Annotated in this window: 20 protein-coding genes; 17 read left to right on the top strand and 3 right to left on the bottom strand. The window is 64.8% G+C overall.

Features of this window, described 5'->3' with window-relative positions; all coding sequences use genetic code 11:
- Positions 1–17: 17 nt before the first annotated feature.
- From KQ693_RS10795 to glgP, 6 genes are all read left to right on the top strand, one after another.
- Positions 18–863, top strand: coding sequence for a pseudouridine-5'-phosphate glycosidase (locus tag KQ693_RS10795; protein WP_219758490.1), 846 nt, complete (start codon positions 18–20; stop codon positions 861–863).
- 4 nt (positions 864–867) lie between these two features.
- Positions 868–1743: a RodZ domain-containing protein gene (locus KQ693_RS10790; RefSeq protein ID WP_267261264.1), complete on the top strand. Its 876-nt coding sequence runs from the start codon at positions 868–870 to the stop codon at positions 1741–1743.
- Positions 1744–1825: 82 nt separating this feature from the next.
- On the top strand, positions 1826–3130 hold the full coding sequence (rimO, locus tag KQ693_RS10785; RefSeq protein ID WP_267261263.1) for a 30S ribosomal protein S12 methylthiotransferase RimO: 1305 nt from the start codon (positions 1826–1828) through the stop codon (positions 3128–3130).
- Positions 3131–3142: 12 nt separating this feature from the next.
- Positions 3143–4480 (top strand): Trk system potassium transporter TrkA, encoded by a 1338-nt coding sequence (trkA, locus tag KQ693_RS10780; protein WP_267261262.1) that lies wholly within the window; start codon positions 3143–3145, stop codon positions 4478–4480.
- Positions 4452–5924: a TrkH family potassium uptake protein gene (locus tag KQ693_RS10775; RefSeq protein ID WP_267261261.1), complete on the top strand. Its 1473-nt coding sequence runs from the start codon at positions 4452–4454 to the stop codon at positions 5922–5924. Before trkA ends, KQ693_RS10775 begins: the two co-directional genes overlap by 29 nt.
- Before the next feature lie 16 nt (positions 5925–5940).
- A complete protein-coding gene (gene glgP, locus KQ693_RS10770) occupies positions 5941–8397 on the top strand; it encodes an alpha-glucan family phosphorylase (protein WP_267261260.1) in 2457 nt (818 codons plus the stop codon).
- 47 nt (positions 8398–8444) lie between these two features.
- On the opposite strand, the gene KQ693_RS10765 is transcribed toward glgP, so the two are convergent.
- A complete protein-coding gene (locus tag KQ693_RS10765; protein ID WP_267261259.1) occupies positions 8445–9176 on the bottom strand; it encodes a cytochrome c in 732 nt (243 codons plus the stop codon).
- A gap of 199 nt (positions 9177–9375) precedes the next feature.
- Between KQ693_RS10765 and KQ693_RS10760 the strand changes: the two genes are divergently transcribed.
- The 6 genes from KQ693_RS10760 (at position 9376) to KQ693_RS10735 (ending at position 15196) form a co-directional block, all read left to right on the top strand.
- Positions 9376–10140, top strand: coding sequence for an ABC transporter substrate-binding protein (locus KQ693_RS10760; protein ID WP_267261258.1), 765 nt, complete (start codon positions 9376–9378; stop codon positions 10138–10140).
- Positions 10141–10196: 56 nt separating this feature from the next.
- Positions 10197–10985: an amino acid ABC transporter permease gene (locus KQ693_RS10755; RefSeq protein WP_028493034.1), complete on the top strand. Its 789-nt coding sequence runs from the start codon at positions 10197–10199 to the stop codon at positions 10983–10985.
- A 61-nt stretch (positions 10986–11046) separates the two neighbouring features.
- Complete coding sequence (locus tag KQ693_RS10750) at positions 11047–11997, top strand: TAXI family TRAP transporter solute-binding subunit (RefSeq protein WP_267261257.1); 951 nt, start codon at positions 11047–11049, stop codon at positions 11995–11997.
- 55 nt (positions 11998–12052) lie between these two features.
- Positions 12053–14026 (top strand): TRAP transporter permease, encoded by a 1974-nt coding sequence (locus tag KQ693_RS10745; RefSeq protein ID WP_267261256.1) that lies wholly within the window; start codon positions 12053–12055, stop codon positions 14024–14026.
- Positions 14023–14766, top strand: coding sequence for an amino acid ABC transporter ATP-binding protein (locus KQ693_RS10740; protein ID WP_323808501.1), 744 nt, complete (start codon positions 14023–14025; stop codon positions 14764–14766). Before KQ693_RS10745 ends, KQ693_RS10740 begins: the two co-directional genes overlap by 4 nt.
- 4 nt (positions 14767–14770) lie before the next feature.
- The gene (locus KQ693_RS10735; RefSeq protein ID WP_219759712.1) at positions 14771–15196 is read left to right on the top strand and encodes a hypothetical protein; all 426 of its coding nucleotides are present in this window, start codon (positions 14771–14773) and stop codon (positions 15194–15196) included.
- Between the two features lie 3 nt (positions 15197–15199).
- On the opposite strand, the gene KQ693_RS10730 is transcribed toward KQ693_RS10735, so the two are convergent.
- Entirely contained in the window at positions 15200–16039 is an 840-nt protein-coding gene (locus KQ693_RS10730) for a patatin-like phospholipase family protein (RefSeq protein WP_267261255.1), read from the bottom strand.
- Between the two features lie 55 nt (positions 16040–16094).
- On the opposite strand from KQ693_RS10730, the gene trpC reads away from it, so the two are divergent.
- The 5 genes from trpC to KQ693_RS10705 are packed head-to-tail and all read left to right on the top strand — an operon-like array spanning position 16095 to position 20527.
- On the top strand, positions 16095–16862 hold the full coding sequence (gene trpC, locus KQ693_RS10725) for an indole-3-glycerol phosphate synthase TrpC (protein ID WP_267262380.1): 768 nt from the start codon (positions 16095–16097) through the stop codon (positions 16860–16862).
- 4 nt (positions 16863–16866) lie between these two features.
- Positions 16867–17577: a 1-(5-phosphoribosyl)-5-[(5-phosphoribosylamino)methylideneamino]imidazole-4-carboxamide isomerase gene (hisA, locus tag KQ693_RS10720; protein WP_267261254.1), complete on the top strand. Its 711-nt coding sequence runs from the start codon at positions 16867–16869 to the stop codon at positions 17575–17577.
- Between the two features lie 4 nt (positions 17578–17581).
- Positions 17582–17896 carry a LapA family protein gene (locus KQ693_RS10715; RefSeq protein WP_267261253.1) on the top strand — a complete coding sequence of 105 codons (315 nt, stop codon included), beginning with the start codon at positions 17582–17584 and terminating at the stop codon, positions 17894–17896.
- Positions 17897–17941: 45 nt separating this feature from the next.
- On the top strand, positions 17942–19960 hold the full coding sequence (locus tag KQ693_RS10710; RefSeq protein WP_267261252.1) for a single-stranded-DNA-specific exonuclease RecJ: 2019 nt from the start codon (positions 17942–17944) through the stop codon (positions 19958–19960).
- Positions 19961–19963: 3 nt separating this feature from the next.
- Positions 19964–20527, top strand: a complete 564-nt coding sequence (locus KQ693_RS10705) for a DUF6812 domain-containing protein (RefSeq protein WP_219759716.1) — start codon at positions 19964–19966, stop codon at positions 20525–20527.
- On the opposite strand, the gene KQ693_RS10700 is transcribed toward KQ693_RS10705, so the two are convergent.
- Positions 20511–23099, bottom strand: a complete 2589-nt coding sequence (locus KQ693_RS10700) for a valine--tRNA ligase (RefSeq protein ID WP_267261251.1) — start codon at positions 23097–23099, stop codon at positions 20511–20513. The genes KQ693_RS10705 and KQ693_RS10700 overlap by 17 nt on opposite strands.
- Positions 23100–23156 lie beyond the last annotated feature (57 nt).

Genomic DNA, 23156 nt, shown 5'->3' with positions numbered 1-23156 from the left:
CATGGTATCCTTCCCCCATGGCGGAAGCGTTGGTGGCCCTGGAGTCCGCGCTCCTGACCCATGGGTTGCCCTACCCTCTGAACCTGCGCACCGCTAAAGCCCTGGAGGAAGCGGTACGGGCCGAAGGGGCCATCCCCAAGACCATCGCCCTGGTGCGGGGAGAGGTGCGCCTCGGCCTTTCCCCGGAAGAGATGGAGGCCTTGGCCCAGGGGGGTGCGGAGAAGGCGAGCCTCTGGAACCTTCCCGCCCTCTTGGTTCAGAAGAAAAGCGCCGGGACCACGGTGGCGGCCACGGTCCACCTGGCCCACCGCCACGGGATCGCGGTCTTCGCCACCGGGGGGATCGGGGGGGTGCATCCTGAGCCCTTTGATGAGAGCGCCGATCTCTTGGCCCTTGCCCGCACCCCCATCCTGGTGGTTTCCTCCGGGCCCAAGGCCATCTTGGACCTGAGGGCCACCCTGGAGCGCCTGGAGACCCTGGGGGTTTCCGTGGTGGGCTACCGCACGGACCGCTTGCCCGCCTTCTTTTCTCCCTCTTCCCCCTTCCCCGTGCCCGCCCGGGTGGAAACTCCCCTCGAGGCCGCCTTGATCCTCCGCAAGTCCCGGGAGCTGGGCTTAGGGGCAGTCCTCCTGGTGAACCCGGTGTCCCAGGGCCTGCCCTACGAAGAGGTGGCCCTTTGGGTGGAGGAGGCCAACCACCAAGCGGCCAGGGAAGGGGTGTTTGGCAAGGACCTCACCCCTTACCTCCTGAGGCGCCTTTCCGAGCTTTCCCAAGGGGAGACCGACCGGGTCAACGAGAGGCTTCTCCTGGAAAACGCCCGCCTGGCGGCCCGGGTGGCCTTGGCCTTTGCCGGGCTAGAATAGCCTTGTGTGCGAACTGGGGGAAAGGTTAAGGCGGGCCCGGGAGGAGAAGGGGCTTTCCCTTAAGGAGGCGGCGGCGCGGTTGGCCTTGAAGGCCAAGGTGCTGGAGGCCCTCGAGGCCTGCCGTTTTGAGGAGCTTCCCGAGCCAGCCTTGACCCGGGGATACCTCCGGCGCTACGCCCTTCTCTTGGGGTTAGACCCCGAGCCCCTTCTGGCCCTTTATCCCCTGGCCCCCACCTTTCCGCCTCCACCCCCGCCGCCTTCCCGGCGCCCTTTCCCCTGGTTGCTTTTGCTGGCCTTGGCCCTTTTGGGGGCTTTGGGGTATGGAGCCTACCTGGTCCTGCGTCCGGCACCCGTGCAGACGGTAAGCCTGCCCCCCGAGCCCCCGCCCAAGCCTCCGGAACGTTTTGGGCTTCGGGTGGTGAGCGAGCCCCCGGGAGCCCGGGTGTACCTGGATGGCTTCTACCTGGGCCAGACGCCCTTGGCCTCGCCACCCCTGGAAGGAGGCAGGCGCCTTCTTAGGCTTGAGCTACCCGGGTACGAGCCGGTGGAGGAGGAGGTGAACCTGGACCGGAACCTCTCCTTAAGTTACCGCCTGGTTCCCAAGCCTTCCCCTGCACCTACTTCTACCAATCCCCAAGTGGAAGTTTCCCCGGGGAAGCTGGTGCTTCGCCTCGAGGGCCGGAGCTGGCTTAGGGTCACCCAGGGGGAGAAGCGCCTGTACGAGGGCATCCCCGAGGTGGGTGCGGAGCTTAGCTTTGACCTTCCGGTGGAGGTGCGCTCGGGGAATCCCGGGGTGGTGCGGGTTTTCCTGGATGGCAAGGACCTTGGGCCCTTGGGGGAGCCGGGGAAGCCCCTTACCCGCCGCTTTGAGGCGCCTTGATGCGGAAGCTTGGAAGGGGGCTATACTGGTTCGTTGGAGCCCCGAGGATGGCCCTTTGGGCTGACCGGGCTCCTGGAGGTCTATGGCGAAGATCGGCTTTGTAAGCCTGGGCTGCCCCAAGGCCCTGGTGGACTCGGAACAGATCCTTTCCCGGCTGAAGGCCCTCGGCTACGAAACCAGCGCCACCTACGAGGAGGCGGAGCTGGTGGTGGTGAACACCTGTGGCTTCATCACCCCGGCCATTGAGGAGAGCCTCGAGGCCATCGGGGAGGCCTTGCGGGAAAACGGCAAGGTGGTGGTGACGGGATGCCTGGGGGCCAGGCCCGAGGTGATCCGGGAAAGGTACCCCAATGTGCTGGAAGTCACCGGCCCGGGGGAGGTGGAGCGGGTTTTGCAGGCCGTGCAGGAGGTGCTTCCCGCACCCCGCAACCCTCTTTTGGACCTCATCCCGCCCCAGGTGAAGCTCACTCCCCGGCACTACGCCTACCTGAAGCTTTCCGAGGGATGCGACCACCGCTGTAGCTTCTGCATCATCCCCAAGCTGAGGGGAGGCTTGCGCTCCCGCGACGCCGGGGAGGTCCTGGCGGAGGCCGCCCGGCTGGTGGCCACGGGCACCCGGGAACTCCTCCTCATCGCCCAGGATCTCTCCGCCTACGGGGTGGACCTCCGCCACCGGGAAAGCTTCTGGGGTGACCGCCTGGTGAAGGCGGAGCTTAAGGACCTTCTTTCCCACATGGCGGAGCTTGGAGCCTGGATACGGCTTCACTACGTCTACCCCTACCCTCACGTGCGGGACCTTCTTCCCCTCATGGCCGAGGGCAAGGTGCTTCCCTACCTGGATGTGCCCCTCCAGCATGCTTCGGAGCGAATCCTCCGCCTCATGCGCCGTCCGGGGGGGTACCAAAGCCACCTGAAGACCCTAAAGGCCTGGCGGGAGGTGGTGCCGGAGCTCGCCATCCGCTCCAGCTTCATCGTGGGCTTCCCGGGGGAGACGGAGGAGGACTTCCAGATCCTCCTGAACTTTTTGCAGGAGGCGGAGCTGGACCGGGTGGGGGTCTTCACCTATTCCCCGGTGGAGGGAGCAGAGGCTAACGCCCTTTCGGGCCATGTCCCCGAGGAGGTCAAGGAGGAACGGAAGGCCAGGCTCATGGAGGTGCAGGCGGGAATCAGCCTGCGAAAGAGCCAAAGCTTCGTGGGTAAGACCCTCGAGGTCCTGGTGGACGAGCTTCCAGAGCCCGGCTTGGCCGTGGGCCGGAGCTATCGGGATTCCCCGGGTATAGACGGGCTGGTCTACGTGGAAACCGACGGCACGGCCCGGGTGGGGGAGAGGATCCCGGTTCGGATAACCCGGGCGGATACCTACGACCTTTACGGGGTCCAGGTTTAGGATAGGAGCGGTATGTACATCGTCATCGCCGGGGGCGGGGAGGTGGGCGGGGAACTGGCCCGCACCCTGGAAAAAGCCCATGAGGTGGTGGTTCTGGACCGTAACCCTCAGGCCAAGGAGCGCTTCGCCCATCTGGACGTGAAGGTGGTGGTGGGCGGGGCCACCGACCCCGATGCCCTTAGGGAGGCCGGGGTGGACCGGGCGGACCTCTTTATAGCCAGCACGGATTCCGATGAGGTGAACCTGCTGGCCTCCCTTCTGGCCAAGGGCCTTGGGGCCAAGGAAACCCTGTGCTTCGTGGGCAAGGGAGGGTACGTGGAGGTGCTCACCGATCCCCGCACCGCCGAGATTCTGGGTACCCGCATCGACAAAGTCCTCTGGCCGCAAAGGGCCATGGCCAGGGAGATCGTGGAGGTGATCCTCGTTCCTGGAGCCGTGGACACCGAGGTGCTGGCGGAGGGGCGGCTCCGCTTCGTGGAGTACCGGGTGAAGGAGGGGGGGCCCTACGCCCACCGGCTTCTATCCGAGCTTCCCTGGCCGGAGGGAGTCCTGGTGGTGGGGTTGGTGCGGGATGGAGCCTTTTGGAGCTTTGCCCACCCGGAGTATCCCGAGGTCATCCTAGAGCCCGGGGACAAGATCCTTTTCGTCACCACCTTAAGGGCTTTCCCTGAGCTGGAGGCCTGCTTCGCCACGGGGCGGGGCGTGCGCAGGGTGATGGTCATCGGTGGGGGGAACGTGGGTTTCATGGTGGCCCAGGAGCTTTTACGGCGGCGCCTCGAGGTGGTGATCATCGAGCCCAGCCGCGAGCGGTGCGAGTGGCTTTCCCAGGAGCTTCCCGGTGCCCTCATCATCCAAGGGGACGGTACCGACCTGGAGCTTCTGGAGGCGGAGGGATTGCAGGAGGCCGATGCGGTGGTGGCGGTGACTGACAACGACGAGAAGAACCTCCTGGCCTCCCTCCTGGCCAAGCAGCTTGGGGTGGGTAAGGTGATCACCCGGGTGTCCCGCTCGGAAACCCGAAGGCTCTTTGAGCAGGTGGGCATAGACCTGCCCCTCACTCCCCGCCAGGCGGCGGTGCGGGCGGTCTTGGACTACCTGGGACCCGAGAACGTGGAGCATGTGTCCACCATGGACGAGAACATCGAGCTACTGGAGGTGGAGCTTCCGGAGAACTTCAGGCCCCGGTACCTGAGCACCCTGGCCACACCCCAGGTGGCCCCGGTGGCCCTAGAGCGGGACCATCGGGTGATGCTCTACCGCGAGGACCTCGAGGCCCTGCCCAACGACCGGCTCTTTTTGGTGGTGGCTCGGGAGGTGGCGGATGAAGCCGTGGCCCGTGTCGTCGGCTAGGCAAGGGTTTCGCTCCAGCCTGTACCTCCTGGGCCTTACCTACCAGGGCTTTGGCCTTCTCATGCTGGCCTTTGCCCTCTTGGCCCTGGGCTGGGGGGAGGACGCCCGGGGGTTTCTTCTGGGGGCGGTAATGGGGGTGGGATTGGGCAAGGCCTTGCAGGGGGTGGGGCATGCGGAGGCCCAGCCGCACCGGGCCGAGGTCTTCGCGGCCGTGGCCCTGCTTTGGCTTTTGGTGCCTGCCTTGGGGGCCATACCCTACTGGATCTCGGGGGGGCTGGACTACCTGGACGCTCTTTTTGAGGCGGTTTCCGGCTTTACCACCACCGGGGCCACGGTGCTTTCGGATTTCGGGCAGTTTGGCAAGAGCCTTTTTCTCTGGAGAAGTTTCACCCAGTGGATGGGGGGTATCGGCATCGTGGTGCTTTTCCTGGTGGTCTTTCCCCAGCTTCAGGTGGCGGGCCGCCAGGCCTTTTTCGCTGAGAGCACGGGGGTGGAGAAGGAAAGGCTTACACCCAGGCTGCGGCACACCGCCCAGGCGGTCTTGCGGGTGTACCTGACCCTTACCGCCTTGGCCTTCCTGGCCTACTGGTGGGCGGGCGTACCCGTCTTTGAGGCCTTGGCCAACGCCCTCACCACCACCCCGGCGGGAGGGTTCAGCCCGAACCCGCAAAGCTTTGCCGCCTACCCCCTCCTGGCCCAGTGGCTGGGAAGCTTCTTCATGTTCCTGGCGGGGGTGAACTTCCTCCTGCAGTACCGCCTTTTCTTCGGACGGGAGGTCAAACCCCTCCTCAAGGATGCGGAGTTCCAGGCCTATGCCCTGCTGGTGCTCTTTGCGGGCTTACTGCTCTCCCTTTACCTCTACACCCACCACATGTATAGCCTCGAGGCCAGCCTCCGCCATGCCTTCTTCCAGGTGATCTCCATCGTGACCACCACGGGTTTTGCCAGCGTGGACTTCGCTCAGTGGGTGGTGCCGGCCCAGGCCATCCTGGTGCTCCTCATGTTCGTGGGGGGAAGCGCGGGCTCGGGGGCGGGGGGCATCAAGGTGGTGCGCTGGCTTTTGCTTTTCGGGCTTCTAAGGCGGGAGATCACCCGCACCCTCCACCCCAGGGCGGTCCTTCCCCTGCGCCTGGGACACCGGGTGGTTTCCGAGGAGGCCTTGCGGCAGGTTTCCGTCTTCATCTTTCTTTACACCCTTCTTTTTGGCTTCGGTACCCTGACCCTGGCGCTTTTGGAGGGGAACTTCGTGGAGGCCTTTACCGCCAGCGCCCAGGCCATCGGCAACATCGGGCCGGGGCTGGGGACGGTGGGCCCGATGAGTTCCTATGCGGAGCTCCAACCTGTTTCCAAGGTGGTCCTCATCTTCCAGATGTGGGCGGGGCGGATAGAGATCCTTCCCGTGGTCCTCCTCTTCAGCCCGGAGCTCTGGCGGCGGCTTCGGTGAGGGTATAATCCACCCCATGAAGGTACTGGGGCGTCTTACCGCCATGCCCGAGCTTCCCGAGGCCCTTAGGGGTTTGAGGAAGCTGGCCTATAACCTTTGGTGGAGTTGGAATCCGGAGGCGGCAGAGCTTTTCCAGGAGATAGATTCCTTGCTTTGGAAGCGTTTCCGCGGCAACCCGGTCAAGTTGCTCTTGGAAGTGGACCCCGCCCGCCTCGAGGCCCTGGCGGGGAGCACCTATCCCGCCCGGGTCCAGGCGGTGGTGGCGGCTTTGGAGGCTTACCTCAAGGAACGGGAAGTGAAGGAAGGGCCTCTCAGCGCGTATTTCTCCGCGGAATACGGCTTCCATAGCTCCTTGCCCATCTATGCGGGGGGGCTTGGCGTGCTGGCCGGGGATCACATCAAGGCGGCCAGCGACCTGGGCTTGAACCTGGTGGGGGTGGGGATCTTCTACCACGAGGGCTACTTCCACCAGCGCCTTTCCCCGGAGGGAGCCCAGGTGGAGGTGTACGAAACCCTGCATCCGGAAGAGCTACCCCTTCTGCCCGTGCAGGACCGGGGGGGACATCCCTTAAGGGTGGGGGTGGAGTTTCCGGGGCGTAAGGTCTGGCTTGGAGCCTTTCGGGTGCAGGTGGGTGCCGTGCCCGTATACCTCCTCACTGCCGATCTTCCGGAAAATGCCCCGGAGGATCGGGCCATCACCGCCAGGCTTTATGCTCCCGGTCTGGAGATGCGCATCCAGCAGGAGATGGTCTTGGGGATCGGGGGGATCAGGCTGCTACGGGCCTTGGGGCTTAACCCCCAGGTCTTCCACATGAACGAAGGGCACTCGGCCTTCCTGGGCCTGGAGAGGGTGCGGGAGCTGGTGGCCGAGGGGTATACCTTCCCGGTGGCTTTGGAACTGGCCCGGGCCGGGGCTCTTTTCACCACCCATACCCCGGTACCCGCGGGGCACGACGCCTTCCCCCTGGAGCTTGTGGAACGGTATCTCTTGGGTTTCTGGGAAAAGCTGGGCGTGGACAAGGAGGGCTTTTTCGCCCTGGGCCTCGAGGAGAAGCCTTGGGGCAAGGTCTTTTCCATGTCCAACCTGGCCCTTAGGACCAGCGCCCAGGCGGGTGGGGTTTCCCGCCTCCACGGGGAGGTTTCCCGGGAGATGTTCCACCACCTCTGGCCGGAGCTTTTGCGGGAGGAGGTGCCCATCGGCCACATCACCAATGGGGTCCACACCTGGACCTTCCTCCACCCCAGGCTACGCCGCCATTACGCGGAGGTGTTTGGTCCTGACTGGCTGCGGCATCCTGAGGACCCCGCCACCTGGAGGGTGGAGGGGTTGGGGGAGGAGTTTTGGCGCATCCACCGGGACCTCAGGGCTGAGCTGGTGCGGGAGGTACGCTCCCGCCTCTACGAGCAACGCCGCCGGAACGGGGAAAGCCCAAGCCGCCTCCGCCAGGCGGAGCGCATCCTGGACCCCGAGGCCCTCACTATCGGCTTCGCCCGCCGCTTCGCCACCTACAAGCGGGCCGTGTTGCTGTTCAAGGATCCCGAGCGCCTCCTCCGCATCCTCCAGGGGCCTTATCCCGTGCAGTTTGTCTTTGCAGGCAAGGCTCATCCCAAGGACGAGCCCGGCAAGGCTTACCTCCAGGAGCTGGTGGCCAAGATCAAGGAGTACGGCCTCGAGGACCGCATGGTGGTCCTGGAGGACTACGACATGTACCTGGCCCGGGTTTTGGTTCACGGCTGCGATGTCTGGCTCAACACCCCCCGGAGGCCCATGGAGGCCTCGGGCACCAGCGGGATGAAGGCGGCGTTGAACGGGGTCTTGAACTTAAGCGTCCTGGACGGCTGGTGGGCTGAGGCCTACAACGGAAAAAACGGTTTTGCCATCGGCGACGAACGGGTCTACGAGAACGAGGAGGCCCAGGACATGGCCGACGCCCAGGCCCTGTACGACGTGCTGGAGGGGGAGGTGCTCCCCCTTTTCTACGCCAAGGGGCCCGAGGGCTACTCCTCGGGGTGGCTTTCCATGGTCCACGAAAGCCTCCGCACCGTGGGCCCGAGGTTCAGCGCCGCCCGTATGGTGCGGGAGTACCTGGCCCTTTACCAAAGGGGGCAGGAGTGGGCGGGGAAGGCCAGAGGGGAAGAGGAGGTGCTGCGCGCCTTCCACCAGGCCTTGCCTGCTTTTTATGGTTTGGCCCTCCGGGTGGAGGTTCCAGGGGACCTGACCTTGAATGGGGAGCCCTTGCGGGCGCGGGCTTACCTGGAGGGGAAGGTGCCGGAGTCCCTAAGGCCTTTCCTCGAGGTCCAGCTGGTGGTGCGCCGCGCAGGCGGGGGGCTGGAAGTGGTGCCCATGGAGGAGGCATCGGGATGGTTCGAGGTGGCCTACCGCCCTTCCCGGCCGGGAAGCTACGCCTACGGGGTGCGCATGGCCCTCAGGCATCCCGTGACGGGCCGGGTGGAGTGGGTGCGGTGGGCTTAAGGCCACCCCACCCTGGCAAAGCCAGGGCGGGGGCTCTGGCGGTTGCCTTATTTCTCGGGTAGGGTCTGCAGGTAGGAGAGGAGGTCTTGGAGCTGGGCAGGGCTCAGGAAGGAGAACCCGGGCATGACAAAGTTCCCGGGTTGGCCGTTCAGGACCTTGTGGAGGACTTCCTGCAGGTTCTCCTTGGCCAAGGTACCCACGTATTCAGGGTTTTCCGGGGTGCTGAAGTTGACGGCCCGGCCATCCTGGCCATGGCAGGAGGCACAGACCCGGTACACCGCCTTCCCCGCCACGAGATCCCCGCGGAGAGGCTTTTTGGCCTTGTAGTCGATCAAGGTACGCATGTCCAGGGTGCCGTACTTGAGGAAAAGGGCAAGGTCCTCGAGGTCCTCCTGGCTTAAGTAGGGGCTGAAGTCGTGCTTGGGGTTGCTGGCACCCTTCAGGAGGGCAACGATTTCCTCGAGGGTCTTGCCCCGGACCTGGAGCACCCCCACGAATCCCGTGTAGTGGGATCCAGAGCCATAAGCTCCATCCTTACCCAGATAGTCCCAGCCGTGGCACTCCTTGCACCGCCAGGTGTCGGTGCCCTTCCGGGTATTGGTGGTCTGGAGGGCCCAAAGGGGGTGGTCACCCGCCGGGGTTTGCACGCCTTTGGCCTTGATCCAGTGATCGTAGAGTTGCCCGCCCCGCTGGATCCTCCAGGGATCGATGCCCGTTTGCCCCTGCGCCGCCAACAACAGGCTCCCCAATAAAAGGGCTACAAACCAGAACCCGCGCATATCCTACCTCCTTTCCCCCATGGTGGGGCACTTAAAGTATGGCACCGATCCCGTGGGACTTATGTCCTAAGCGCTCCTCCAGCTCTCCCATAACCTAGCACCCTGCTTAAGGAAGCCTCGCATCCGGGTGGTTTTCCCTTTTCCCTTGACCCCCAGGGCGCACCCGGTATAATCGGCCCGTGCATCAGGGAGGGTGAGCATGAAAAGGATTTTCTTGCTGCTTGGGGTACTAGGGTTGGCCGTGGCCTTCGCTCAGGTGCGGACCTTGGATCAGATCAAGCGCTCGGGCGAGATCCGCATCGGCACGGAAGGGGCTTTCCCCCCTTTCAACTACTTTGACGAGAAGAACCAGCTGGTGGGGTTTGAGATCGACCTGGGCAACGCCATAGCCCAAAAACTGGGGCTGAAGCCCGTATGGATCACCCAGGCCTTTGATAGCCTTCTCATCCAGCTGAACCAGGGCCGGTTTGACTTCGTGATCGCCTCCCACGGCATCACCGAGGAACGGGCCAAGGCCGTGGACTTCACCAACCCCCATTACTGCACGGGCGGCATCATCGTGAGCAAGAAGGGAGGCCCCAAGACGGCCAAGGAGCTTCAGGGCAAGGTGGTGGGGGTGCAGATCGGCACCACCTATATGGAAGCTGCTCAGAAGATTCCCGGCATCAAGCAGGTGCGTACCTACCAGAAGGACCCCGATGCCCTTCAGGACCTCCTCTCGGGCCGCCTGGACGCCTGGATCACCGACCGGTTCGTGGCCAAGGAGGCCATCAAGGAGCGGAAGCTGGAGAATACCCTCCAGCTTGGGGAGCTGGTCTTCCAGGAAAGGGTGGCCATGGCCGTGGCCAAGGGCAATAAGAGCGTGCTCCAGGCTCTTAACCAGGCCCTGGCCGACCTGATGAAGGACGGTACCTACGCCCAGATCAGCAAGAAGTGGTTCGGCGAGGACGTGCGCTGTAAGTAGGCCAGTCCCGGGCCCGGGGTGAAGGGGTTGCCCTGGGCCCTTTTCCTGCCGCGAAGATGCCATCTTGGTTGCGGGTCTTCTTGCTCCTGGCCCTCCTCCTTGGGGGGTATTTCGGCTTGTTCGCCCTGTTGGGCGTGGTGCTGGAGCGCTACTTCCTTCTTACCGGCTTTGGACCTGACCGGGCGGCTTCCGCAGGCCAGGCCATGGCCTTGGGTGCGGAGATCACCTTAAAGCTCACCTTGATCTCCAGCCTGGCGGGGCTGGTCATCGGAGTATTCGCCGGGATGTTCCGCCTATCCCGGCGTTTGTGGGTGCGGCTTCCCGCCAGCTTTTACATCTGGGTTACCCGGGGCACGCCCCTTTTGGTGCAGATCCTCTTTGCCTACAATGCCCTGCCCCTCCTGCTTCAGCCCCTCTGGCCCGAGGCCCAGCAGGTTCTCACCCCCTACTGGGCGGCCTTCATCGCCCTTTCCTTCAACGTGGGGGCGTATAACGCCGAGGTGGTCCGGGCGGGCATCCAGGCCATTCCCAAGGGGCAGTGGGAGGCGGCCTGGTCCCTCGGGCTTTCCCCGGCGGACACCATGCGCTTCGTGATCCTGCCCCAGGCCTTGCGCATCGTGGTACCTCCCTTGGTCAACAACGTGGTGGCCCTTCTCAAGGATTCCTCCCTGGCCAGCGTCATCGCCCTTACCGAGCTGGCCCTCTCCGGGCAGCGCATCATCTCGGCCACCTTCCGGCCCGTGGAGGTCTACCTGGCGGTGGCGGCCATTTACCTCCTCCTGACCACCGTACTCACCTTCTTCACAAACCTTTTGGAGCGGAGGCTCCAGGTGGCGGGGAGGTAGGGCTTGTGGAGGGGAAGGGGCTAGGGGTATACTGCCTGCGGCATAAAGGAGGTGTAAGGTTATGCGGCTAAGGAATACGTTATTGGCAGGGATCGCCTTCCTAGGTCTGGGCCTGGCTCAGGAATTTATCACCATTGGCTCGGGTTCCACCACGGGGGTCTACTTTCCCGTGGCCACGGGCATGGCCAAGCTGGTGAACGATGCGGGTGTGGGCATTCGGGCCAACGCCCGCTCCACCGGGGGCAGCGTGGCCAACATCAACGCCATCGCTGCCGGGGAGTTCGAGATGGCCTTGGCGCAAAACGACATCGCTTACTACGCTTATCAGGGATGTTGCATCGCTGCCTTCGATGGGAAGCCCGTGAAGGGCATCCGCGCTTTGGCAGCCCTTTACCCAGAGGTCATCCATATCGTGGCCCGGGCGGATGCGGGCATCCGCACCGTGGCGGACCTCAAGGGCAAGCGGGTGGTGGTGGGCGATGTGGGCTCGGGTACTGAGCAAAATGCCCGGCAGATCCTCGAGGCCTACGGCCTCCGGTTTGAGGACCTGGGCCAGGCTATCCGGGTGAGCGCCACCCAGGGCATCCAGCTCATGCAGGATAAGCGGGCGGATGCCCTCTTCTACACGGTGGGCCTGGGGGCCAGCGCCATCCAGCAACTGGCCCTCACCACCCCCATCACCCTGGTGGCGGTGGACCTGGGCAAGATCCAGGCCATCGCCAAGAAGTACCCCTTCTACGTGGGCTTCAACATCCCCGGGGGTACCTACAAGGGAGTGGAGGTCACCACGCCCACGGTGGCGGTGCAGGCCATGCTGATCGCCTCGGAGAAGCTATCCCCCGATACCGTGTACAAGTTCATGAAGGCGGTGTTCGGCAACCAGGAGGCCTTCAAGAAGATCCACCCCAATCTGGAGCGCTTCTTCAGCCTGCAGAAGGCAGTGAAGGGCCTGCCCATTCCCCTGCACCCTGGTGCGGAGCGGTTCTACAAGGAGGTAGGAGTCCTCAAGTAGGCTCTTGGCTGAGCCCAGGGGGCCCCGCCTGGGGCCCCCTTTGCCTGGAGGAAGTATGGAGAAGGACGCCTCGCTTTTGGTGGAGGAAACCGAGCTAGGGGGGCGAAGGCCCAAGGGGGCGGGCCGGTATGTGCTCTTCGGCCTGGGGGTGGCTTGGAGCCTCTTTCAGCTTTGGGCCACCGAGCTGGGTACCCTGGACCCCATGCGGCTCAGGGCGGTGCACCTGGCCTTTGCCTTGGCCCTAGCCTTTTTGGCCTACCCGGGGAGGCGGGGACCACGGGAGCGCATTCCCCTCCTGGACTGGGGCATGGCCCTCTTGGGAGTAGCCGGGGCCCTCTACGTGGTCTGGGATTACTACGGGATCACCCAGCTCCGGGGAGGTATCCCCAGCCAGCGGGATGTCTTCATGGGGACCCTGACCCTTGGGGTTCTCTTCCTGGCTGCCTGGCGGGTGGTGGGGCCTGCGCTGCCCATCATTGCCTCGGTGTTCGTCCTCTACGCCCTTACCGGGCCCAAGGGGCTTCTGCCCTTTACCCTTCCCTCCTGGCTCCAGCTCCATGCGGGCAGCCAGTGGGGGCAGCTCATGGGGCAGCTCTACACCACCGCGGAGGGCATCTGGGGGGTACCCTTGGGGGTTTCCGCCACCTTTGTGTTTCTCTTCGTCCTCTTTGGCGCGCTCTTGGAAAGGGCCGGGGCGGGGCATTTCTTCATCCAGGTGGCCTACGCCCTGTTGGGCTACTTCCGCGGGGGGCCCGCCAAGGCGGCGGTGGTGGCCAGCGCCCTCACGGGGGTGGTTTCGGGCAGTTCCGTTTCCAACGTGGTCACCACGGGCACCTTCACCATCCCCTTGATGAAGCGGGTGGGGTATCCGCCGGAGAAAGCCGGGGCAGTGGAGGTGGCCTCCTCCTCCAACGGGCAGCTCATGCCTCCGGTCATGGGGGCTGCGGCCTTCATCATGGCGGAGTTCCTGGGTATCCCCTATAGCCAGCTCATCCTGATCGCGGTCATCCCCGCCATTCTGGCCTACGCCACCCTTTTCATCACCGTGCACCTCGAGGCCCTGCAGCTGGGCCTCAAGGGGGTACCCAGGTCGGAGCTACCCCCCGTGGGTCCTATTCTGCGCTCGGGCCTTCACTACCTTCTGCCCCTTATCTACCTGATCTACGCCCTGGTGGCCCTGCGCCTGACCCCCGAGCGGGCAGCCTTGAACACCATCTTCCTCATGCTGGTCCTCATCCTGGTCCAGGAGGTGTGGCGGGCCTATCGGGCGGGAACCGGGTTTGGCTTTGGCCTTCTTAGGGGGGGAAGGCTCATTCTGGAGGGCCTCGAGGCGGGCGCCCGGGGCATGGTGGGCATCGCCTTGGCCACGGCCAGCGCCGGGGTCATCGTGGGCATCGTCACCATGACCGGGATCGGCTTTGGCCTCACGGACATCGTGGAACGCTTATCGGGGGGGAATCTGATCCTGGTTCTCATCCTGGCCCAGCTCACCAGCCTCCTTCTCGGGATGGGCCTTCCCACCACCGCCAACTACATCGTCATGGCCTCCTTGGTGGTGCCGGTGGTGCTTCAGCTGGCGGAGAAAGCGGGCTATGCGGTGCCCCCCGTGGCCGCCCACATGTTCGTCTTCTACTTCGGCATCATGGCGGACTCCACGCCCCCAGTGGCCTTGGCCGCCTACGCCGCCAGCGCCATCGCCAGGTCCGATTTCTGGAAGACGGCGGTTCAGGGCTTCGTGTACGAGCTTCGCACCGCCCTCCTCGCCTACATGTTCTTCTTTAGCCCCAAGCTCCTCTTGTTGGGGGTGGAAAGCGTGGCGGAGGGGGTGTGGATCGTTCTTTCCGCCCTCTTGGGCATGACGGCCTTCAGCGCCAGCCTGGTGGGCTTCCTGCACAAGCGCACCACCCTCTTGGAGAGGGCCCTGCTCATGGCGGCGGCCCTCACCTTGGTGATACCGGGCCTTCTTACGGATGCCATCGGTCTGGTCCTCTTCCTCCTGGTCTACGCCATGCAACGGGTGCGAAAATGAAGGCGGTGGACCCCATCATCCGCATCCACAACCTGCACAAGTGGTTTGGTACCCTGCACGTGCTCAAGGGGATCCATTTGGAGGTGGCCCCTGGGGAGAAGCTGGTGATCATCGGTCCCTCGGGCTCTGGGAAGAGCACCCTGATCCGCTGCATCAACCGCCTGGAGGACTTCCAGGAGGGGGAGGTGGTGGTGGACGGCCACAACGTGAAGGAGGAGCGGGCCCTCAAGGAGGTGCGGCGGGAGGTGGGGATGGTTTTCCAGCAGTTCAACCTCTTCCCCCACATGACGGTGCTGGAGAACATCGCCCTGGCCCCCATGCGGGTGCGGGGCTGGACCCGGGAGCGGGCGGAGCGGAAGGCCTTGGAGCTTTTGGAGCGGGTGGGGATCCTGGACCAGGCGAGGAAGTACCCGGGGCAGTTATCCGGGGGCCAGCAGCAGCGGGTGGCCATAGCCCGGGCCTTGGCCATGGAGCCCAAGGTGATGCTGTTTGACGAGCCCACCAGTGCGTTGGACCCGGAGATGGTGGGGGAGGTGTTGGACGTGATGCGGGACCTGGCCCGAGGGGGTATGACCATGCTGGTGGTAACCCACGAGATGGGGTTTGCCCGGGAGGTGGCGGACCGGGTGATCTTCATGGACGGGGGTCAGATTGTGGAGGAGGGGAGGCCGGAGGAGATCTTTTCCTCCCCCAGGGAGGAGAGGACCCGGGCCTTCCTGCAACGGGTCTTGCACCATTAGATCCATGCGTGCACCCGAGCGCAAAGAAGGTCTTTGGGGGCTTTTGGAAGCTCTCCTGGATCCGAAGGCCCCTTCTTCCTTGCGCCTTCGGGGCCTTAGGCTTTACGCGGGTTTCCTCCTGGTTCTCCAAGGGGGGGTGCTCCTTCTCCTGGCCTGGGTGGTGCCCCGGGCATCCCATCCCCTGCTTTGGGCCTTGGCCTTGGGAGGCGCTTTATCGCTTCTTTTTCAGGCGGAGGCCAGTTGGCGGAGGGAAGGGGAGGAGCCCCTCACTCCCTTGCGGGTGGTGGGTTTGGGGGGAGCCCTCTTCTTCTTTTTGGGGGTGATGGGCCTCCTCCTTTGGCCAGGGGGTTTTCTGCTCTTTCTCCTCGGGGCCCTTGGGTTTTTGTACCTTTGGTACCGCTCGGAACGGGCCTTGCTGGCCAGAAAGTAGTTTCTATTGGGAAAGCCTCAGGGCCCGGGCCACATCCTTTAGGCGCACCCGGGACAGGGCCTTGATCCCCTCGAGGTGTTCCCTGGCTCGCTTCTGCCCGAGCTGGTAGACCAAGGGGAGGGCCTCGTGGTCGAAGGTGCCGATGGCCATGGGGGGATTGAGGGCGATGACCAGGTCAGCCTCCTGCAGGGCCAGGTCCTTCAGGCGCCTGCGGCTCGCCTCCCCGGCTAAAAGCGCTGCCTCCAGGGCCGTTTTTGGCCCTTCCTTGGGTGGAGGGTTGGATACATCCACGGCCACCACCTTGGGGAAAAGCTCCCTAGCGGCCCGCACCGGCACCTTTTCCACCACGTCCCCATCCACCAAAAGCCTTCCCTCCCAGGGCACGGGAGGGAAGAGGCCAGGAATGGCCATGCTGGCGAGAACCGCCTTCCACACCGGGCCCTGGCGGAGGATTACCCGTTCCCCCGTGAGGAGGTCCGCCGCCTGGATGGCTAAGGGGATGGAGCTGGCCTCGAGGCGCGACTCTCCGAAGAGGCGCTGTAACCCCAGGGTGATCCTTTCCGCTTCAAAAAGATGGGGGCGCCGGAAGGCGGTGAAGAGCCTGGCCAGGGTGCGGAGGTTTCCCCCCTGGCGGAGCCCGGCGATCTCCTGGTCAAAGATGGCCTCGTGAACCCTCCAGGGATCCTTGTGGCCGAAGGCGTAGGCGGCGGCCGCCAAGGCACCGGCGGAGCTTCCCGCAAGGCCTCGGATGGGTATTCCGGCCTCCTCCAAAACCGCCAGCGCCCCCAGGTGGGCGTACCCGCGTACGCCGCCGCCTCCTAAGGCCAAGGCTACCCCTCGCACAATCCTTACCCTACACGTAAAAAGGCAGGGTATGAAGGCATGGTATAACGAGGGCATGCGCCCCCACTTGAGTAGGGTTCCCGGTGTGCTAGGGGAGATTGCCCGCAGGCGGGCGGAGGAGGTGGTTCCCTATCCCCTTCCCCCTGCTCCCGAGGCGGTGCCCTCCTTCCGGGAGGTCCTGTTTCAGCCAGGGCTTTCCGTGATCGCCGAGGTGAAGAAGTCGAGCCCCTCGGAAGGGACCATAAGGGCGCTGGATTCCGTGGCGGCTGCCCGGGCCTACCAACGGGGCGGGGCCCGGGCCATCAGCGTCCTCACCGAGCCCCATTACTTTGGGGGCAGCCTCGAGGATCTTCTTAGGGTCCGCCAGGCGGTGGACCTACCCCTGCTGCGCAAGGACTTCGTGGTGGATCCCTTCATGCTCAAGGAGGCCAGGGCCTACGGGGCCAGCGCGGTTCTCCTCATCGTGGCCCTTTTGGGGGAACTCACTGGGGTCTACCTGGAGGAGGCGAGGCGCCTTGGCCTAGATGCCCTGGTGGAGGTGCACACGGAAAGGGAGCTGGAGCTGGCTCTCGAGGCGGAGGCGGAGATGGTGGGCATCAACAACCGGAACCTCACCACCCTGCAGATAGACCTCACCACGGCCCCGAGGCTTGGCCGCTTGGCCCGGGAGGCTGGCTTTGGCGGGGTTTTGGTGGCGGAGTCGGGCTATTCCCGCCGGGAGGAGCTGAAGCCCTTGGAGGGGCTTTTCGACGCTGTGCTCATCGGCACCAGCCTCATGAAAAGCCCCGATCTGGAGGAAGCCCTGAGGGCGCTGGTAGGATAGCCCCATGTTGCTGATTCCCGCCGTGGACCTGAAGGGGGGCAAGGCGGTCCGGCTTTACGAGGGGGACCCGGGGCGGGAAACCCCGTACGGGGATCCGGTGGCGGCCGCCTTGCGCTGGCAGGAAGAGGGGGCCAGGCTCCTGCACCTGGTGGACCTGGACCGGGCCCTGGGAAGGGGGGATAACCTCGAGGCCCTCCGGCGGATCGCCCAGGGGATACGCATTCCCTTTGAGGTGGGGGGTGGGGTGCGTTCCCTGGAGGTTCTCCGGGAGATCCTCCTGCTGGGGGCTTCGCGGGTGGTGGTGGGCACGGTGGCGGTAAAGAATCCTGCCCTCTTGGAGGCCATGTTGGCGGAGGTGGGGCCTGCCAGGCTGGCGGTGGCCTTGGATGCCCGGGGCCTCGAGGTGGTGGTTTCAGGTTGGCAGGAGGCTGCTTCCCTTTCCGCCCCGGACCTCCTTGGGCGTTGGGAAACCATGGGAGTGCGCACGGTGATCTACACCGATGTGCGGCGGGATGGGACCCTGAAGGGCTTGGACCTGGAGGTGGTGGCCCGGGTGCGGGAGGCTTGGCCCCATGAGCTCATCGCGGGCGGGGGGATCGCTGGCCCGGAGGACCTTCTGGGTTTAAAGCGCCTGGGGGTGGAGGGTGCTCTTTTGGGCAAGGCCCTATACGAGGGGCGCGTGCGCCTTTCCGACTACAAAGAGGGGGTATTCTAAGGCCATGAAGCTGGCCCACTGGGTGTTTCTCCTCGTCACCCTGGGGGTGGCGGGAGCGGGGTTTTACCTGTACCTGGCCTTCCCTTTCCTGGAGGTGCCCACGCCCTTGGGTTCCTGGCCCCTTTACTACCTTCTTCCGGGGGCCTATGCCCTGGGTTTTTTGGTGGGGGGAGTGTATGCCCTGGTTCTTTGGCTTTGGGGCCTGCGGGAAAGGCGCGCCCTTCTCAGGGAGGTGCGGCGGCTTCAGGGCGAGGTCAACGCCTTAAAACGGGAGCGCATTGAGGAGATTCCCAGAATCCCTGATCGGGAAGAGGTGTAGCGATCCCCACTCTGGGGGATAGGGGAGGGAGGCTCAGGGGGTTATATGAAGGACCGGGTGCGCTGGCGTCTTCTTCCCTTGCCGCCCTTGAAGGAGTGGCGGGAGGTGATGGAGGCCTTTGGGGTGGGGCCGGAGGCTGCCTTGGCCTACTGGCACCGGGGGGTGCGCCGCCCGGAGGACCTGAAGCCTTCCCTGGGCCTTCTTCCCCTAAGCGGCCTTAAGGAGGCGGTGGAGCTTCTCCTTTGGGCGCTAGAGGGGAAGAAGCGCATCCGCATCCACGGGGACTACGATGCGGATGGCCTCACCGGAACCGCCATCCTGGTGCGGGGTCTCAGGGCCTTGGGGGCGGAGGTGCATCCCTTTATCCCCCATCGCCTCGAGGAAGGGTATGGAGTCCACCCCAAGCGCATCCCCGAGCACCTGGAAGCCGCCGATCTGTTCCTGACGGTGGACTGCGGCATCGCCAACCATGCCGAGCTTCGGGAGCTGGTGGAAAACGGGGTGGAGGTTCTGGTGACCGACCACCACACGCCCCGCGATACCCCGCCGCCGGGTGTCATTCTCCATCCCGCCTACACCCCGGACCTTAAGGAGCACCCCACGGGGGCCGGGGTGGCCTTCCTGCTCCTTTGGGCCCTCCATGAGCGGCTGGGCCTGCCCCCGCCCCTGGAGTATGCCGACCTGGCGGCGGTGGGCACCATCGCCGACGTGGCCCCCCTTTGGAGGTGGAACCGGGCGTTGGTGCGGGAAGGGCTTGAGCGCCTTAAGGACTCCCGCCTCTTGGGGCTTCGCCTCCTTGCGGAAAGCGTGGGCTACACGGGGAAGGCGGTGGAGGTGGCCTTCCGCATCGCTCCCCGCATCAATGCGGCAAGCCGCCTGGGGGAGGCGGAGAAAGCCCTTGGGCTTCTCCTCACGGAGGACGAGGAGGAGGCCAGGGGTTTGGTGGAGGAGCTCAATCGGCTGAACGCCCGCCGCCAGGCCATAGAGGAGGAGATGCTTAAAAGGCTCCTTCCCCAGGCGGATCCCGAGGCCAAGGCCATCGTTCTGCACGATCCCGAGGGGCACCCGGGGGTGATGGGCATCGTGGCGAGCCGGATCCTCGAGGCCACCTTGCGCCCGGTCTTCATCGTGGCCCAGGGGAAGGGCACGGTGCGAAGCCTCCCCCCCATCAGCGCCGTGGAGGCCTTAAGGAGTGCCGAGGACCTTCTTCTCCGCTATGGAGGCCACCGGGAGGCTGCGGGCTTTGCCGTGGATGAGGCCCATTTCCCCCGGTTTAAGGAGCGGGTGGAGGCCTTTGCCGCCTCCTTCCCCGACCCCGTGCGGGAAGTGCCCCTTGTAGGGCTTTTACCCCCTTTGACGTCACTTCCGGAGCTTCACCAAGCCTTGCTGGCCTTAGAGCCCTTTGGGGAAGGGAATCCCGAGCCCCTTTTCCTTCTCCAAGGCTCCCCGGAGGAGGCCCGGTCCATGGGGGAGGGGAAGCACCTCGCCTTCCGCCTGCAGGGGGTTAGGGTGGTGGCCTGGCGCATGGGGGAGCGGGCGGCCGCTATGCCCTCGGAGTTGGAAGCCGCCGTCTTACTGGTGGAAAACCGCTGGAACGGTACCGTGTCCTATGAGGCCCAGGCCCTGGACTTCCGCGAGCCCGGGGAGCTTGAGGGAGGGGTGGAGCCCTTTGCCTATCCCATTCCTTTGCCCGAGGCCTTGGCCCGAGCCAGGATGGGGGAGGGGGTATACGTTCCCGAGGATAACCCCGAGGGCCTGGAGTATGCGAAGGGGGCGGGGTTTCGCCTATTAAGCCCTGGGGAAGCTACGCTTTGGCTAGGGATACCCCCCACCCCCGTGGGGATTCCCCGCGGTCCGGTGTATGTGGCCCTGGGGGCGGGTGCCCGGGCCAGGCTCCTGGCTCCGCCCATGCTCCCCACGGACGGGGAGCGGCTTAGGGCCTTGGTGGGGCAGAGGCTCCTCTTCGCCTATCAGCGAGGGCATGCCCCCCTTTTCAGCGAGGCCCTGTTGGCCTACTGGGCGGTTTTGTCCGATAGGGCGCATGCATTGCCGAATAGGGGGTGAAGGATGTACAAGCAACCGCGGGAAGTTCATGAGGCCAGGATCTACACCCAGGCTTACCGGGTCTACGGGCTCATCTACCTGGTGCCCGGGGCGGGCACCGCCGACCTTTTGAACCAGGAGAAGCCCTATCTTCCGGTCACCGGCGCCCTCCTTTACACCCCGGGCTACACCCATCCCCCGGAGGCCAAGGACCTCAAGGCCAGCACCGGATTCCTGGCCTTGCGCAAGGAGCGGGTCCAGTGGGTGGTGGGGGGAAAACCCAGCGAGCCCCGCACCAGCCCAAGCCTTCTCGAGCGGCGCAAGCTGGCCTTTCTCTTTGGGGACTACCTTCTTGCGGGCGAGCTCCTGCTTCCCCGGGGGGTGCGGCTTTCCGACCACCTTTCCCAGGCCAAGCCCTTTCAGACCCTCCTCGAGGCCAAGCTTTACGTCCTCACCCCCAACAAACCCATCGTGGACCTGGAACCTTTGGAAACCTTCCCCTTCATCACCCTGAACCTGCGCCGGGCCGAGGCGGTGGCCGAGGCTCCGGGGGAGGCCCAAGACCCCCGGCTTACCCTATTTGGCTGAGGGCCTCCCGGATGCGCTCGATCTGGGCCAGGTTTTCCTTAAGCCTTTCCTCCTCGGCCTCCACCACCTCCTTGGGAGCCTTCTCCCGGAAGCCGGGGGCGGAAAGCTTTTTCTGGCTCCTTTCCGCCAGGGCCAGGAGTTCTTGCAGGCGCTTCTCCTGCCGACGCCTCCACTCCTCCACGTCGAGAAGGCCCTCCAAGGGCATGCGCACCGTCACCTTGGGCATGGCCTTCACCAAGGCCCTGTTGGGCTGCTCGGGTGACAGCTCGGCCCGGGCTAGGAAGCGGAAGACCTCCTGGTTTTCCACCACGGGCGTGGCTTCCCCTTCCAGGTAGACCCGCACCTCCTGGGCCAAGGGAAGCCCGGCCTCGGCCTTCAGGGCCCGCACCGCCGTTACCGCCTGCTTGAGGGCTTCAAACCGGGCTTCGGCTTCCTCGTCCGTGGCCTTGGGTTGGGGCCAGGCCTCGAGGGCCAGTTCCTCCTTGCCCGTGAGGGCCTGGTAGAGCTCGCTGGTGAGGAAGGGCATGATGGGGTGGAGGAGCTTCAGGAGGGTGGCGAGGGTTTCCTCGAGGGTGCGTAGGGTAAAGGCATTCCCAGCCCTGAGGGCTGGCTTGCTGGCCTCCAGGTACCAGTCGCAGAACTCGCTCCATACCAGCTCGTACACCTCCCGGGCCGCCTGGGCCAGGTCCAGGGCCTCATAGAGGCGGGTTATTTCCGCCACGCCCCGGCTCAAACGGCTTTGCATGAAGCGGTCGGCCAGGGTGGGCTCTTCCGCCTTGGCCTGGAAGGCCTCCCGGCTCAGGAGCACAAAGCGAGCGGCGTTATAGAGCTTGTTGGCGAAGTTCCGGGCCATTTCCAGCCATCGGAGGTCCAGCCTGATGTCTTGGCCTCCGGTGGCCAGATAGGTGAGGGCAAAGCGCAGGGCGTCCGCTCCATAGCGCTCCACCATTTCCAGGGGATCTATGACGTTCCCCTTGGATTTGGACATCTTTTGCCCCTTCTCGTCCAGGACGAGGCCGTGGAGGAGCACGGTCTTAAAGGGCCTTTCCCCCCGGAAGTGGTAACCGGAGACCTCCATGCGGCTCACCCATAGGAAGAGGATGTCGTAGCCCGTGACCAGGACGTCCCCGGGGTAGAAGGCCTCGAGGTCCTCCGTTTCCTCGGGCCAACCCAGGGTGGAAAGGGGCCAAAGGGCCGAGGAGAACCAGGTATCAAAGACATCCTCATCCCGCTTGAGGTTTGGGCTTCCGCAGGCCTCGCAGGTGCTGGGGTCTTCCAGGTAGCGCTCAGGGTGGGGCACGTTCACCGCCTGGCAGTCCTGGCAGTACCAGGCAGGGATCTGGTGCCCCCACCAGAGCTGGCGGGAGATGTTCCAGTCCCGAACATTTTTCAGCCAGTCCAGGTTTACCTTCTTCCAGCGCTCGGGCACGAAGGCGATTTCATCCCGTTCCAGGCCCCTGATCACCTTTTCCGCCAGGGGCTTCATGGAAAGCCACCACTGGGGGAAGATGGCGTACTCCAAGGGGGTGCCGCAGCGGGAGCAGGTGGCCATCTGGATGGTGTAGTCCTCCTCCTCCAGGAGGTGGCCTGCCTCCCGGAAGAGCTCCACCGCCTTCTTCCGGGCTTCGAACCGGTCCAGGCCCCGCAAGGGCTCCGGCACCCTTTCCCCTTCCATACGTCCTTCCAAGTTGATGACGGAAACCGCCTCCAGTCCGTGCCGTTCCCCGATCTCGTAGTCCAGGGGGTCGTGGGCTGGGGTCACCTTGAGGGCCCCGGTGCCGAACTCCCGCTCCACGGCACTGTCCGCCAGGATGGGGATCCAGATGTCCGTGAGGGGGATGCGGGCCTTTTTGCCGATAAGGTGCCGGTAGCGCTCGTCCTCGGGGTGGACGGCGATGGCCTGGTCAGCGAAGACGGTTTCCGGCCTTACGGTGGCGATGGCGATGCGTTCGCCGCCTTCCACCTCGTAGGCCAGGGTGTAGAGCTTGCCCGGGGTGGGCTCCGTTTCCACCTCCAGGTCCGAAAGCGTGGTCTCGCACCGGGGGCACCAGTTGACCAGGCGGGGGGCTCGGTAGGCCAGGCCCTCGTGATAGTAGCGGCTGAAGGCGTAGCGCACCGCCTTGGAGCGGGCTTCGTCCATGGTGAAGGCTTCCCGGCTCCAGTCAGCGCTGGCCCCAAGGCGTTTAAGTTGCTTTAGGATGGTACCCCCCGATTCCTCCTTCCACTCCCAAACCCGCTTCAGGAAGGCCTCCCGTCCCAGGTCGTGCCGGGTCTTGCCCTCTTTCAGGAGAAGCCTTTCCACCACTACCTGGGTGGCGATGCCCGCATGGTCGGTTCCGGGAAGCCACACGGCTTCATACCCTTGCATACGCTTATAGCGGATGAGGGCATCCTGTAGGGAGTTGTCCAGGGCGTGGCCCATGTGGAGGCTTCCCGTCACGTTGGGGGGTGGCATGAAAATGACGAAGGGGGTTTTGCCGCTTTTAGGATTGGCCACGAAGGGGTTGTTCGCCCACTTTTCCGCCCACTTGGGTTCCACGGTCTTGGGGTCGTAGGCCTTGGGTAGGTCCATGCTGTCCGATAGTTTACCCAAGCTGGGTGGGGTGCGTTCAGGGGGTGTTAAGATGAG

Source organism: Thermus brevis (assembly GCF_026427635.1).
Taxonomy (GTDB): Bacteria; Deinococcota; Deinococci; order Deinococcales; family Thermaceae; genus Thermus; species Thermus antranikianii.
The sequence above is the reverse complement of the archived record's forward strand: the minus strand, read 5'-3'. Positions and strand labels throughout refer to the sequence as shown.